The organism is Hwanghaeella sp. LZ110 (assembly GCF_048892525.1).
Taxonomy (GTDB): domain Bacteria; phylum Pseudomonadota; class Alphaproteobacteria; order UBA8366; family Aestuariispiraceae; genus Pacificispira.
On the sequence record NZ_JBLZHT010000003.1, the window covers coordinates 253415 to 268392 of the forward strand.

A 14978-nucleotide genomic window follows, 5' to 3' on the forward strand; every position below is an offset into this window, starting at 1 on the left:
ATCGGTAAGGAACCGGAAAGACGATGAGCAAATCCAGCGGCAGCGACGGAAAGAATACGCTCTACTGCTCCTTTTGCGGTAAGAGCCAACACGAAGTGCGCAAGCTGATCGCCGGACCAACTGTGTTCATTTGCGACGAATGCGTCGAATTGTGCATGGATATTATCCGGGAAGATCACAAATCCAGCGTTTCGAAAACATCGGACGGGGTGCCTACACCTCAGGATATCCGTCAGGTTCTCGACGATTATGTGATTGGTCAGGACTACGCCAAGCGCGTCCTGTCGGTCGCGGTGCATAACCATTATAAACGTCTGGCCCATGGTCAGAAGCAGAATGATGTCGAACTGCAGAAATCAAATATTCTGCTGGTTGGCCCAACCGGGTGCGGTAAAACCCTGCTGGCCCAGACCCTGGCGCGCATTCTGGACGTGCCGTTCACCATGGCGGATGCAACGACGCTGACTGAAGCCGGCTATGTTGGGGAAGATGTCGAAAACATCATCCTGAAGCTGTTGCAATCTGCGGATTACAATGTCGAACGCGCCCAGCGCGGCATCGTGTATATCGATGAGGTCGACAAAATTTCCCGCAAATCTGACAATCCCTCGATCACGCGGGACGTGTCGGGCGAAGGTGTGCAGCAGGCCTTGCTGAAAATCATGGAAGGCACGGTGGCTTCTGTACCGCCGCAAGGGGGGCGCAAGCATCCGCAGCAGGAATTCCTGCAGGTTGATACAACCAATATCCTGTTCATCTGTGGCGGCGCCTTCTCTGGTCTGGAAAAGATTATTGCGTCGCGCGGTAAGGGCTCTTCCATTGGATTTGGCGCGGATGTTCGATCCGAAGATGACCGCAAGGTCGGCGTGATCCTGCGGGATGTCGAACCGGAAGATATGGTTAAGTTCGGCCTTATTCCGGAATTCGTTGGCCGTGTGCCGATGATCGCAACCCTGGAAGACCTGGACGAAGAGGCATTGGTCGACATTCTGACCAAGCCCCGCAATGCGCTGGTCAAACAGTATGCGAAACTGTTTGAAATGGAAGATGTCGGTCTGGAATTTACCGCTGATGCCTTGCTGGCAATTGCCAAACGGGCGATTGAGCGTAAGACCGGCGCGCGTGGTTTGCGCTCCATCATGGAAGCGATCCTATTGGATACGATGTATGACCTGCCCAGCCTGGAAGGGGTGGAGGAAATCGTGATCAATAAGGAAGTCGTCGAAGGTCGGGCAGAGCCGCTCTACATCTATTCTGATCGCAAGAATGAAGTCGAAAGCAATGCTTCTTAATTGAGCTTTGCTGATGCATTTGGACCGCGCCTGATGGACTTGTCCACAGCGCGGTTCTTTTGTTTTCATAATCCGTATTCAAATGAGCAAAACTGCGAAAAAATGCCGGAATTCCGTTATGCTTTGCTTGAAGTGTGGGGCAAACAGCCCCACTATTAGTAAGGCCCGGCTGGCGTGGGTCTTTGAGTTCAAGATGGCGCCTTCAGCCGTTTGGTCTCCGGGTAAGGACACGCACAATCTCTGTGATTTTGTCTCACACACCCGATTATAAAAACGCGCGGGATTTCATTCCCTGAATGACCCCGCGCCATGGAGAGAATGATTATGCAAGAACTCAAAACCGCCGTGGAATTGCCTGTCCTGCCATTGCGCGACATTGTGGTTTTCCCTCATATGATCGTGCCGCTGTTTGTGGGTCGCGATAAATCTGTGCGCGCCCTGGAAGATGTCATGCAGGATGACAAACAAATCCTGTTGGTCACCCAGAAGAATGCGGGCGAAGACGATCCCAAAGCGGATGATATTTATGATGTTGGAACGGTCGCGACTGTTCTGCAGCTTTTGAAATTGCCCGATGGCACCGTGAAGGTGCTGGTCGAAGGGGTGCAGCGCGCCCGGATCACACAATTCACCGCCACGGATGATTTCTTCCAGGTTCAGGCGGAAATGATTGATGATCCCGAAGAACCCGAAGCGGACCTGCAGGCCCTGAGCCGCGCCGTGGTTGGTCAGTTTGAACAATATATCAAACTGAACAAAAAAGTTCCGGCAGAGGTGATGATTTCGATCAATCAGATCGAAGAAGCATCCCGCTTGGCCGATACTGTCGCGCAGCACCTGACGCTGAAAATTTCTGACAAGCAGGATTTGCTGGAACTGGAAACGGTTTCGCTGCGCATGGAAAAGATCTTCGGCTTCATGGAAGGCGAGATCAGCGTTCTTCAGGTTGAAAAGCGCATCCGCAACCGCGTCAAGCGGCAGATGGAGAAGACCCAGCGCGAATATTATCTGAACGAACAGATGAAGGCGATCCAGAAGGAATTGGGTGAGGGCGAAGACGGTAAGGACGAACTGTCCGAACTGGAAGAGCAGATTGAAAAGACCCGACTGTCCAAGGAAGCGAAAGAAAAGGCGCTGGGCGAGTTGAAGAAACTGCGCTCCATGAGCCCGATGTCTGCGGAAGCAACGGTGGTGCGGAACTATCTGGACTGGCTGTTGTCGATCCCGTGGAAGAAGCGGTCCAAGGTAAAAACCGATCTGCGCGAAGCGAAGGAAACGCTGGATACCGATCACTATGGCCTGGAGAAGGTTAAGGAACGGATTCTGGAATATCTTGCGGTTCAGGCGCGCCAGAAGAAACTTAAAGGTCCGATCCTGTGCCTTGTTGGCCCGCCGGGTGTGGGTAAAACGTCACTGGGTAAATCGATTGCGAAGTCGACGGGGCGTTCCTTTGTGCGGATGAGCCTGGGCGGCGTGCGCGACGAGTCGGAAGTGCGCGGACACCGTCGGACCTATATCGGGTCAATGCCGGGCAAGGTCATCCAGGGCATGAAGAAGGCGAAAAAGTCCAACCCGCTTTTCCTGCTGGATGAAATTGACAAACTGGGCGCTGACTGGCGTGGGGATCCATCTTCGGCTCTGCTGGAGGTCTTGGATCCTGAACAGAACAGCACGTTCAACGATCATTATCTGGAAGTGGATTATGATCTGTCCGACGTCATGTTCGTGACGACCGCCAATACCTTGCGGATGCCCCAGCCTTTGATGGACCGCATGGAGATCATCCGCATTCCCGGTTATACCGAGGATGAAAAGGTTGAAATCGCCAAGCGCCATCTGATCAGCAAACAGCGCGGTGAAAACGGTCTGACCGAGAAAGAATGGTCGATCACAGACGAAGCGCTGCGGGATCTGATCCGCTATTACACGCGGGAGGCCGGCGTTCGAAGCCTGGAACGGGAAATTGCGAATTTGGCCCGTAAATCCATCAAGGAAATCATGATGGGTGAGCGTGATTCGGTTGCCATTGATGTGGACAATCTGGGCACCTATGCCGGAATTCGGAAATTCCGCTTTGGCGAGATTGAAGATGAAGACATGGTCGGTGTCGTCACTGGCCTGGCCTGGACCGAAGTCGGCGGTGAGTTGTTGTCGATCGAAGGGGTTCTTGTGCCTGGTAAGGGCCGCGTTACAAAGACCGGGAAACTGGGCGATGTGATGCAGGAATCCATTCAGGCAGCTGAGAACCTGATCAAGAGCCGCGCTGTCTCTTTCGGGATCAAGCCAACCATCTTCAACAAGAACGATATCCATGTTCACGTTCCGGAAGGGGCGACTCCGAAAGATGGTCCTTCGGCCGGTGTCGCGATGGTCACAGCAATCGTTTCCATTCTGACCAGTGTTCCGGTGAAACGGGATGTGGCGATGACCGGAGAAATCACCCTGCGGGGTCGCGTTCTGCCTATCGGTGGTCTAAAAGAAAAACTGTTGGCCGCTTTGCGTGGGGGAATCAAGACGGTCCTGATTCCGAAAGATAATGAAAAGGATCTGGCCGACATTCCCGATAATGTCCTCAAAGGCATGACCATTATTCCGGTCAGCACGGTCGATGAGGTTCTAGGCCATGCCCTGGTTTCCTCTTTGGTGCCGATTGAATGGTCCGCCGAAGATCAGGAACGGGCGGATGCGCCGGTTTGGTCTCGCGAATCGGGGGACGACCGCGATGGAGCAATTGCCCACTAGAATGCCAGATTTTGGGGTGTTTCCCCTAATGTTCGGGTGAAAATGGTATAAAACAGGGCGTCGGTGCTACTACACCGACGCCCTGTATTTTATTTCGGTCTCCCGACACCGAATTTACAAACAAGATATCTAAAAATCCGCAGAAAACCGGGGGAAATTGAGTGTTTCGCGTTGACGGATATCCTCAATTACCCTTACACTTTGCCTCGTTCGGATAATCCTATCCAATTTTTAACATCCCGAAACATTAGGGGGGTTCCTGTGAATAAGAACGATCTCGTCGCTGCCGTTGCCGATTCAGCCGGCCTGTCCAAAGCCGATGCCGCTAAAGCGGTTGACGGTGTACTCGAAGCCATTACCGGTCAGCTGAAAGCTGGTGGTGATGTGCGTATCGTAGGATTTGGTACATTTGCTGTTAGCAAGCGTGCAGCGTCTAAAGGCCGCAATCCTCAGACCGGTGCGGAAATCAACATTCCGGCATCCAATCAGCCGAAATTCAAGGCTGGTAAAGGTTTGAAGGACGCCGTCAACTAAGACCGCGAATCGAAGCAGGCAACTGTTTCAACGAATTAAAACCAACCGCTCTCATAAATTTTGAGGGCGGTTGATTTTTTTTGAAAGCAAGGTTTGATCCTTCGCCAAAGGCACGCTATAGACCCCCTCACACATGGGCGGTTAGCTCAGCTGGCAGAGCATCTCGTTTACACCGAGAGGGTCGGCGGTTCGATCCCGTCACCGCCCACCAGCCTTTTAAGGCTGGTATTCATGTTGAACCCGATTATGGTGGTGTGCTTTATCTGCACGCTTTCGTGATAAGGTAAATATTTTTTCCATACGAAATCATTTTGAATTGCCAGACTTAATGTGTTGCCATTTCCCGCTTAAGCGGGAAATGCATTTAAGTTTTTCTAATCAGGTAATGAGCTACGTTTGCTAATCGGAGTTTCCAAAAGAACCCCCTTTAGAAAAAGTTATACTACTCGTTTCGTTAAATTCATTTATGCTGCATGTGAAACGGAAAACTAATCGTAGGTCTGGATGATATGAATAACAGAGGGATTATGACTTATGAGGAAAAGAAGGAACTCTCTAAAGCCGATTACCGCGCTCAACAGGGTATTCATACTACCGAAACCACACCTACTACTATCACTCAAAAACACATCGATTTTGCAAAGGAATTGGGAGGTGAGATTGAATTGATTACGGTAGTAGCAGACCCATACGGCTTGTACGGTTGGTGTTCGGATGGTGTAGAAGAAAAAATATCAAATGAAGGCGGCGATATCGTTTTCGGTTGGACGATATGGGAATGGCCTAAGTTAATGCTCACCGCAGAATTTCATGCGGTATACAAAAATGAAAATGAGCATATTTTTGATATTACACCGAAGCCACATGGAGAGAAACACATCGCCTTTGTGCGGAATAATCAATACAAACGAGACTTTGATTTTGATTTACGTCCAAGAAACCAGAGAATCCGGATTTATGAGCCGATAGATGTCAGCAAAGTGGTTGATGAACAAATTGAACAGATGTCTTCTCTTCAGCGGAGTTACGAAGAGAGAAGGGCAACCAAGAAGGGAATGGATATAAAAAGTTGGATGATGTCAAAGCAAAAAAAGGATGATGTTCCATACCTTGTAGATGAATTGATATGTTGTGTTAATGAAAGAGACGAGTTAATGGACGCCATCCAGGGATATGGTGCAATTGAAGTTAATGGAAAACTAAAAGATTTATTTATTAGATCGGATAAAATAGTAAAAAAATTGCGTTCTGTAAGGATTTACTGAATTTTTATAGTGATATATATTAAATTTATATAAATATAGAAATTTTTATTATAATATTTATTGACTCAGATTAAGTTTTTTCAAATTTCTATACAGTCTTGTTATTCTTCAGAATATGGCGAGGGATGTCCTCCTAGAGGCTGGAGATTTATATGTCGTGCCAAAAGGTGTTGAGCACCGACCAGTGGCGGAAGTGGAATCACATCTGCTGTTGATTGAACCTCAGGGGGTACCCAATACCGGTGACGCGGGAACCGCGGCAAAAAAAGAAAAACTATAAATGCCCGATTTTCGCACTCCCCCGCTTTTTCTTGCAAAAAATATGTCATGCGCGTCGTTGGTTGCTTGACAGGGGGGAGGTGGTGCAATATCACCCGTCTCGCTGAGGACGGATCGTTGCTCAGCCACCCATGCGGGGGTGTAGCTCAGTTGGTTAGAGTGCCGGCCTGTCACGCCGGAGGTCGCGGGTTCGAGCCCCGTCACTCCCGCCATTTTCTTAAATAATTTCAAATGTTTTGCGGAACTCCATCAGGGGTTCCGTATTTATATGCTGCGGCGCGTCAATTCGTCATGTTTGGAGACTTTTAAGTCCCACCAACAGCTACTATAGTAAACCATCGTCAGGGGTTGGGATGGCACGCGAAGCCTTGACCGGACCGGTCCGGCGTGCGAAATGGCGTTGCGTTAGAAGGGCGTGTTCAGTCTTCCCTGGTTTAAAGGGTGATCAGCTGAACCGTTTTGGGACATGGGGATTGTGGGGCGTTATTCAAGCTGCCTCGTATCCCCCTTTAACTGGTGCGGAGACCGCGATGGAAGAGCTGCTGAGCCAATACTTCCCAATCTTGGTTTTCCTTGGGATCGCGATGGGCATTGCGATACTCATGGTGGGTGGCAGCATGATTGCCGCGAAACAGCATCCCGACTCCGAAAAATTATCGGCCTATGAATGCGGCTTTGAGGCGTTTGACGACGCGCGGTCGCGGTTCGATGTCCGGTTCTACCTGGTCACATTGCTTTTTATCATTTTTGATCTGGAAGTTGCATTCCTCTTTCCCTGGGCTGTCGCCTTAGGGGATATCGGATTGTTCGGTTTCTGGTCGATGGTGGTCTTTCTGGGCGTGTTGACTGTTGGTTTTATCTACGAATGGCGCAAAGGGGCACTGGAATGGGAGTAACCACCGGTCAACGAGAAACCGTGCTGCCGCCTGGCCCCGGTCAGGATCTGGCGCTGGATGCGGTTACCGACGCACTGCAGGACAAGGGCTTTGTCGTCGCTAACCTGGACAAGCTGGTCAACTGGGCGCGTACAGGGTCGCTGTGGCCGATGACCTTCGGTCTGGCCTGTTGCGCTGTAGAAATGATGCATGCCTATATGCCGCGCTATGACCTGGACCGGTTTGGTGTCGTTCCGCGGGGCAGTCCCCGTCAGTCAGATGTCATGATCGTTGCCGGAACGCTGACCAATAAAATGGCACCGGCGCTGCGCAAGGTTTATGACCAGATGGCAGAGCCACGTTGGGTGATTTCCATGGGGTCTTGTGCGAATGGCGGTGGCTATTATCACTATAGCTATTCTGTCGTGCGGGGCTGTGACCGAATCGTCCCGGTCGATATCTATGTGCCTGGATGCCCACCCACCGCTGAAGCTTTGGTCTATGGTGTGCTGCAATTGCAAAAGAAAATTCGGCGTACTGGAACGATCCTGCGATAAGCGGTGTCGGGATGGCATGTCAGTCCGTTTTGATATGATGTTAGGGTGATCATGAGCGCGACACGCGAAGCCTTGAGAGACCTTGGGGCGTATATCGAGTCCAAATTCGGTGAGCAGATGCACAGCCAAACCCTGATCAATGGGGAACTGGTAGTGACAATCTCGTGCCAGAATTTACTGAAACTGTGTAAGTTTCTGCGCGATGATTCGCATTGCCTGTTCAGCCAGTTGGTCGACATTTGCGGTGTTGATTTTCCAGAGCGGGAAAAGCGGTTTGAAGTCGTCTATAACCTGTTGAGCATGAAGCATAATATCCGCTGTCGCGTGAAGGTTATCGCCGATGCGGATACGACGGTACCGTCCGTTGTGTCGATCTGGCCGGCGGCAGATTGGTACGAGCGTGAAGTCTGGGACATGTATGGTGTGTTCTTTGGCGATCACCCGGACCTGCGCCGCATTCTGACGGATTATGGTTTTGATGGGCACCCTCAGCGTCGTGATTTCCCGCTGACCGGCTTTGTTGAATTGCGGTATGACGAAGAACAGCGTCGGGTCGTCTATGAACCCGTCAAACTGACACAGGAATTCCGTAGCTTCGACTTTATGAGCCCGTGGGAGGGGATGACCCCGAAACTGCCGGGTGATGAGAAAGCCGAAGAGCAGGCGGAAGGGGATAAGGCATGAGCCTCACCGAGCCGTTCGATAGAAGTCTTGCAAGCAAGGCCCTGGGTGGGACCGATCAGGATCCGACCATCAAAACTCTGACGATGAATTTCGGCCCCCAGCATCCTGCGGCCCACGGCGTGTTGCGCATGGTGATGGAGATGGATGGAGAGGTGATCGAGCGCCTGGATCCGCATATCGGCCTGTTGCATCGTGGCACGGAAAAGCTGATCGAGTATAAAACCTATCTTCAGGCGATACCGTATTTTGATCGGTTGGACTATGTGGCCCCGATGGCACAGGAGCATGCCTTCTGTCTGGCGACAGAGCGTCTGTTGGGTCTGGAAGTGCCCTTGCGTGGCCAATATATGCGCGTCTTGTTTGACGAGATCAGCCGGATTTTGAACCATCTGCTGAACGTGCCCGCCTATGCCCTGGATGTCGGGGCCATGACGCCGATGTTGTGGGCGTTTGAAGAGCGCGAAAAGCTGATGGAGTTTTATGAAGGCGTTTGCGGTGCGCGGATGCACGCTGCCTTCTATCGTGTCGGCGGCGTTCACCAGGATATGCCGCCCCTGATGGCGGAGAAGATTTCCGAATGGGTCGATGGTTTTCCGAAATTCATCGACGATCTGGAAAACATGCTGACGGAAAATCGTATCTTTAAACAGCGGTCCGTCGATATCGGGATTATTTCGCCAGAAGACGCCATGGCCTGGGGCCTGACCGGGCCGGTATTGCGGGCATCCGGAATTGCCTGGGACTTGCGCAAGTCGCAACCTTACGAGGTCTATGACCGCTTGAATTTTGATATCCCAACCGGCAAGACCGGGGATTGCTATAGCCGGTATCTGGTTCGGGTTGAGGAAATGCGGCAATCCCTGTCGATTATTAAACAATGTCTGCGGGATATGCCCAGCGGGTCCGTCTTAACGGAAAACACGAAGGTTGCCCCACCACGACGGGGTGATATGAAGCGGTCGATGGAAGCATTGATCCATCACTTCAAACTGTATACCGAAGGCTTCCACGTGCCGGAGGGGGAAACCTATACTGCCGTCGAAGCACCCAAAGGGGAGTTTGGCGTCTATCTGGTCTCCGATGGGACGAACAAGCCGTATCGCTGTAAAATCCGGGCACCGGGCTTTGCGCATCTGCAGGTAATGGATCACGTCTGTAAGGGACATATGCTGGCCGATTCGGTGGCCGTGCTGGGCTCTTTCGATGTCGTGTTTGGAGAGATCGACCGTTAATCACGGTTTGTCCTGTAAGGGTAGGTTAGACGATGAGTGCTGAGAGCTTTGAATTCACCGGCGACTTCCTGAAGGAAGCCCAGCGGAATATTGCGAAATATCCGCAAGGGCGTCAGCAGTCTGCCGTGCTCGCCTTGTTGTTCCTGGCGCAGGAGCAACGCCACGATCAGGGCCACTATTGCGACGAAGCAGTTATGCGCACAATCTCTGAAATGCTGGATATGCCCTATATCCGTGTGATGGAGGTTGCCAGTTTCTTCACCCAGATCAATCTGGAACCGGTTGGCGAATTTCACATTCAACTGTGCGGAACAACGCCCTGCATGTTGCGTGGTGCAGAAGACATCAAGTCCGCGATTGAAACGAAGCTTGGCATTCATGCGGGACAGACCACGCAGGATAAGAAATTCACCCTGACAGAGGTTGAATGCCTGGGGGCCTGCTGTAATGCGCCGATGGTTCAGATCAATGATGACTATTTCGAAGATCTGACGCCTGAGATCATGACGGGCCTGATCGATAAATTGGCTAAGGGGGAGGCTGTGACGCCCGGCCCTCAGAATGGACGCTCCGGCTCTGAGCCAGAGGGTGGCCCGCAAACCCTGCAAACCGGCCCTGCGCCGCAAATCAGAAGTTAAGGGGGCCGACAGATGCCAGATTGGTCGCCACTTCAAGACGAAGACCGGATTTTCAAGAATCTTTACGGATATCATTCGTGGAACTTGGAATCGGCGAAAAAGCGCGGTGCCTGGGACAATACCAAGGCGTTGATTGACCTTGGTCGTGACAAGATTGTTGAGATCGTGAAGGCATCCGGCCTGCGCGGGCGCGGTGGGGCAGGGTTCCCGACCGGCCTTAAATGGTCGTTCATGCCCAAGGCCACGTCGGACAAACCGTCCTATCTGGTCGTGAATGCTGATGAATCAGAGCCCGGCACCTGTAAGGACCGGGAGATCATGCGCAATGATCCCCATACCTTTATCGAAGGCTGCCTGTTGGCTTCCATCGCGATGGGCGCGCATCATTGCTATGTCTATATTCGCGGCGAATATCGCTATGAATATAACATTCTGGAAAAGGCCGTCGCCGAAGCCTATGAGGCCGGTTTGGTCGGCCCGAAAGCCTGTGGTAGCGATTATCCGTTTGATATCTATATCCATCATGGCGCCGGCGCCTATATCTGTGGTGAAGAAACCGCGCTGTTGGAAAGCCTGGAAGGTAAGAAGGGCCAACCGCGCCTGAAACCGCCTTTCCCGGCAATGGCGGGCCTGTATGGTTGCCCGACCACAGTGAATAACGTGGAGAGCATCGCTGTTGCGCCGGCCATCCTGCGCCGTGGGGCCGAATGGTTCCTGGGCTTTGGTCGCGAAAACAATGCTGGTACCAAGCTGTTCTGTGTGTCCGGCCATGTAGAGAAGCCCTGCAACGTTGAAGAAGCCATGTCGATCCCGCTGAAAGAACTGCTGGAACGGCATTGCGGCGGCGTGCGCGGCGGCTGGGATAATCTGAAAGCAGTGATCCCGGGCGGATCCTCCGTGCCGCTGCTGCCCAAGGATATCTGTGACACGGTGCTGATGGATTTCGATGCGCTGAAGGAACAGAAATCCGGCCTGGGCACGGCGGCTGTGATCGTGATGGATCAATCCACTGATGTCATCAAGGCGATCGCCCGGTTGAGCTATTTCTACAAACACGAAAGCTGTGGCCAATGCACACCGTGCCGCGAAGGCACAGGCTGGATGTGGCGCGTGATGGAACGCCTGGTTAAGGGGCAGGCAGAGATCGAAGAGATCGACACCCTGCTGGAAGTCACCAAACAGGTGGAAGGTCACACGATCTGCGCGCTTGGCGATGCAGCAGCCTGGCCGATCCAGGGGCTGGTCCGCCATTTCCGCGACGAAATCGAAGATCGCATCAAAAACCGCACCCGCGTCGCCGTTGGCGCGGTCGCGGCGGAGTAGGGATGATGGGCATAGTATCAGTTTGGCATTGGTTTATCGTGCTGATTTTTATCATGATATTTGTTGTGCCTAGTTGGATGATTGCTAAGAAAGCTGGTCGCAGTGGAGCCTTGGGTCTTTTGAATATTTTCCCAGGAATTGGAACAATTATTTACATGGTTATTCTTGCTTTTGGGAAATGGCCACATGTTGATGGAGAGCAATAGGCGATGGAACATGTTATAGAAGTCGCTATAGCTGCGCTGTATATTTATTTAGCTTGGCGAATTGTATCTCGAGCCGGTTATAAAGGTGTATGGAGCCTTGTTCTACTTATCCCCGTTGTTAACATACTAATGATTTATGTGTTTGCCTTTTCCAATTGGCCGGTCTTGCGAAATAGAATTTCTTCTGCGCAGTAATGATTTTCAAGGGAATGGGTGAATGGCGACGATAACGATCAAGATTAACGGGCAAGAGCAAGAGGTCGAGCAGGGCATGACCGTGCTGCAGGCCTGTGAGCAGGCCGGCGTTGAAGTGCCGCGCTTTTGCTATCATGAGCGTCTGTCGGTCGCGGGCAACTGCCGTATGTGCCTTGTCGAGGTGAAGCCGGGCCCGCCGAAACCTGCTGCCTCCTGTGCGCTGCCGGTGGCCCCCAATCAGGAAATCCTCACCGAATCTGAAATGGTGGTGAAGGCCCGCAAGGGCGTGATGGAATTCTTGCTGATCAATCATCCGCTGGATTGCCCGATTTGTGACCAGGGCGGCGAATGTGACCTGCAGGATCAGGCCATGGCCTTTGGCCGCGACGGGTCTCGCTATACCGAGAATAAGCGCGCGGTGAAGGACAAGTATATGGGCCCGCTGATCAATACGATCATGACCCGGTGTATTCATTGCACGCGCTGTGTGCGTTTTGTCGCGGAAGTTGCTGGTGCAGAAGAAATCGGCCTGTTGAATCGCGGTGAGAATGCAGAGATTTCCAGCCTGGAGCAGGCTGTCGACAGCGAATTATCCGCCAATGTCATTGATTTGTGCCCGGTCGGTGCCCTGACGTCGAAACCTTATCAATACAATGCACGTCCCTGGGAATTGAAAAAGACCGAAAGCGTGGATGTGATGGATGCCGTTGGCTCCAACATCCGCGTCGATGCGCGGGGCAATGAGGTGCTGCGGGTCCTGCCACGTCTGAACGAAGACGTGAACGAGGAATGGATTTCCGACAAAACGCGCTATGCCTGTGACGGGCTGCGGCGTCAGCGTCTGGACAAGCCCTATATCCGGGGCATGGACGGCAAGCTGAAACCGGCAAGCTGGCAGGATGCCATGGCTGCGGTGGCAAAGGCGGCTAATGGTTTGAAGGGCGAGCAGATGGCTGCCCTAACCGGCGACCAGGCCTGTGTGGAAAGCGTCTATTCTCTGAAGATGCTGATGGAGATGCTGGGATCCCCCAATCTGGATTGCCGTCAGGATGGGGCTAAGTTGGATGCTGGCGTGCGTGCTGGTTACATTTTTAACACCACCATTGCCGGGATTGAACAGGCTGATGCGCTGTTGATCGTGGGGGCCAATATTCGGTGGGAAGCCCCGATTATTAATGCCCGCATTCGCAAGCGGTGGCTGACCGGTGCAATGCAGGTTGCGACCATAGGCGAACAGATCAAAACAACCTATGACAGCGATTATCTGGGGGCTGGCCCTGAGACTTTGAGCGAAGTCGCCGATGGCAGTCATCCTTTTGCAGAAATTTTGAAATCTGCTGAGAACCCGATGATCATCGTGGGGCAGGGGGCGCTTGCGCGTAAAGATGGCGCGGCGGTTCTGGCCGCAGCAAAGAAAATTGCCGATATGTGCGGCATGATTAAAGAAGACTGGAACGGCTTTAACGTTCTGCACACAGCGGCCAGCCGCGTTGGGGCGCTGGATGTTGGATTCGTCCCTGGCGACAAGGGGGCTGATCGTGACGGCATTCTGGCTGGTGCGGCAACGGGCGCGATTAAGCTGGTCTATCTGTTGGGAACCGATGAAATGGACCTGGCCCCGTTGAAAGACAGTGGTGCCTTTGTCGTCTATCACGGTCACCATGGGGATAAGGGTGCGCATGTCGCCGATGTGATCTTCCCGGGCGCGGCCTATACGGAAAAGAATGCGACCTATGTGAACACGGAAGGGCGCGTTCAACTGGCCCGCCGGGCGACCTTCCCACCAGGCGAAGCAAAGGACGACTGGGCGATCATAAGGGCCCTGTCCGAAACAGTGGGTAAACCTTTACCTTGGATCAGTTTTGACGAATTGCGCATGGCGATGCGCGGGGCCCATCCGCATCTGTCGCGCATTGATGATGCGGAAGCTGCAAGCTGGGCTGATTTTGGCACACCCGGCGCAATGGACGCGGCCGCATTCACCACGCCGATTGAGAATTTTTATATGACCGACCCGATTTCGCGGGCGTCGGAGACGATGGCGGAATGCACACAGACATTTGTGCTGGACCGCAACGGGAAGGGGACCGGGACCCATGGCTGACCTGTTTGACGGCATTTGGTGGTCTGGCTATGTCTGGCCGACGCTGATCACGGTTCTTCTGATCCTGTGCATCATGATTCCGGTTATGCTGTCGGTTGCCTATCTGACGCTGGCAGAGCGTAAGGTCATCGGCTGGATGCAATTGCGCAAGGGCCCGAATGTGGTGGGACCCTTTGGCCTGTTACAGCCCATCGCCGATGCGTTAAAGCTGCTGATGAAGGAAACCATCATCCCGGCAGGTGCCAATCCGGTCCTGTTCCTGATTGCACCGATGCTGACCTTTGTACTGGCACTAATCGCCTGGGCGGTTATACCGTTTGATGACGGTATGGTGCTGGCTGATATCAATGTCGGGGTTCTGTATCTCTTCGCGATTTCATCGCTGGGCGTTTATGGCATCATCATCGCGGGCTGGGCGTCGAACTCCAAATACGCATTCCTAGGCGCATTGCGCTCTGCGGCGCAGATGGTGTCTTACGAAGTCTCCATCGGATTTGTGATCGTAACGGTGCTGATCTGCGTCGGGTCGCTGAACCTCAGTGACATTGTGCGGTCCCAGGCCGGGGGTGGTTTCTGGAACTGGTACTTCCTGCCCCTGCTGCCGATGTTTGTGGTCTTCATCATTTCGGCACTGGCGGAAACGAACCGCGCCCCGTTTGATTTGCCGGAAGCGGAAGCAGAGCTGGTTTCAGGTTATAACGTCGAATATTCGGCGATGGCCTTTGCTCTGTTCTTTCTGGGTGAATATGCCAACATGATTTTGATGAGCGCGATGACCGTGGTTCTATTCCTGGGGGGCTGGTTGCCGCCGGTGGATGCGCAACCCTTCACCTGGGTGCCTGGACCGATTTGGTTTGCCATAAAGGTTGCCTTCGTTTTGTTCATCTTCCTGTGGGTACGCGCGACATTTCCGCGCTATCGATATGACCAATTGATGCGTCTGGGCTGGAAGGTATTCTTGCCCCTGTCGCTGTTCTGGGTCATTGCAACCGCCGGGTTCCTGGTCGCGTTTGACCTGTTACCCCAAGGCATGAATTAAAGGAAAGGAGAGA

At 52.8% G+C, this 14978-nt stretch carries 13 protein-coding genes and 2 tRNA genes; all 15 read left to right on the forward strand.

Annotated features, from left to right (window positions below; translation table 11 throughout):
- Positions 1-23 precede the first annotated feature (23 nt).
- Positions 24-1292, forward strand: a complete 1269-nt coding sequence (gene clpX, locus ACOSDM_RS07395) for an ATP-dependent Clp protease ATP-binding subunit ClpX (RefSeq protein WP_420723861.1) — start codon at positions 24-26, stop codon at positions 1290-1292.
- A 324-nt stretch (positions 1293-1616) separates the two neighbouring features.
- Positions 1617-4034, forward strand: coding sequence for an endopeptidase La (lon, locus tag ACOSDM_RS07400; RefSeq protein WP_420723862.1), 2418 nt, complete (start codon positions 1617-1619; stop codon positions 4032-4034).
- Positions 4035-4295: 261 nt separating this feature from the next.
- On the forward strand, positions 4296-4568 hold the full coding sequence (locus tag ACOSDM_RS07405) for an HU family DNA-binding protein (protein WP_420723863.1): 273 nt from the start codon (positions 4296-4298) through the stop codon (positions 4566-4568).
- Between the two features lie 135 nt (positions 4569-4703).
- Positions 4704-4779: transfer RNA gene (locus ACOSDM_RS07410), tRNA-Val, on the forward strand.
- A gap of 316 nt (positions 4780-5095) precedes the next feature.
- Positions 5096-5833 (forward strand): hypothetical protein, encoded by a 738-nt coding sequence (locus tag ACOSDM_RS07415; protein ID WP_420723864.1) that lies wholly within the window; start codon positions 5096-5098, stop codon positions 5831-5833.
- A gap of 414 nt (positions 5834-6247) precedes the next feature.
- A tRNA-Asp gene (locus ACOSDM_RS07420) sits at positions 6248-6324 on the forward strand.
- A 318-nt stretch (positions 6325-6642) separates the two neighbouring features.
- Complete coding sequence (locus tag ACOSDM_RS07425; RefSeq protein ID WP_420723865.1) at positions 6643-7008, forward strand: NADH-quinone oxidoreductase subunit A; 366 nt, start codon at positions 6643-6645, stop codon at positions 7006-7008.
- The gene (locus tag ACOSDM_RS07430; protein WP_420723866.1) at positions 6999-7544 is read left to right on the forward strand and encodes a NuoB/complex I 20 kDa subunit family protein; all 546 of its coding nucleotides are present in this window, start codon (positions 6999-7001) and stop codon (positions 7542-7544) included. Before ACOSDM_RS07425 ends, ACOSDM_RS07430 begins: the two co-directional genes overlap by 10 nt.
- A 51-nt stretch (positions 7545-7595) precedes the next feature.
- Entirely contained in the window at positions 7596-8228 is a 633-nt protein-coding gene (locus tag ACOSDM_RS07435; RefSeq protein WP_420723867.1) for an NADH-quinone oxidoreductase subunit C, read from the forward strand.
- Positions 8229-8311: 83 nt separating this feature from the next.
- Complete coding sequence (locus ACOSDM_RS07440; protein ID WP_420724111.1) at positions 8312-9460, forward strand: NADH-quinone oxidoreductase subunit D; 1149 nt, start codon at positions 8312-8314, stop codon at positions 9458-9460.
- 32 nt (positions 9461-9492) lie between these two features.
- The gene (gene nuoE / locus ACOSDM_RS07445) at positions 9493-10098 is read left to right on the forward strand and encodes an NADH-quinone oxidoreductase subunit NuoE (protein WP_420723868.1); all 606 of its coding nucleotides are present in this window, start codon (positions 9493-9495) and stop codon (positions 10096-10098) included.
- A gap of 12 nt (positions 10099-10110) precedes the next feature.
- Positions 10111-11421 (forward strand): NADH-quinone oxidoreductase subunit NuoF, encoded by a 1311-nt coding sequence (gene nuoF, locus ACOSDM_RS07450; protein ID WP_420723869.1) that lies wholly within the window; start codon positions 10111-10113, stop codon positions 11419-11421.
- Between the two features lie 2 nt (positions 11422-11423).
- Complete coding sequence (locus ACOSDM_RS07455; RefSeq protein ID WP_420723870.1) at positions 11424-11627, forward strand: hypothetical protein; 204 nt, start codon at positions 11424-11426, stop codon at positions 11625-11627.
- Positions 11628-11844: 217 nt separating this feature from the next.
- The gene (gene nuoG / locus ACOSDM_RS07460; protein ID WP_420723871.1) at positions 11845-13926 is read left to right on the forward strand and encodes an NADH-quinone oxidoreductase subunit NuoG; all 2082 of its coding nucleotides are present in this window, start codon (positions 11845-11847) and stop codon (positions 13924-13926) included.
- A complete protein-coding gene (gene nuoH / locus ACOSDM_RS07465; RefSeq protein WP_420723872.1) occupies positions 13919-14965 on the forward strand; it encodes an NADH-quinone oxidoreductase subunit NuoH in 1047 nt (348 codons plus the stop codon). The genes nuoG and nuoH overlap by 8 nt, the downstream gene beginning before the upstream one ends.
- Positions 14966-14978: the final 13 nt, after the last annotated feature.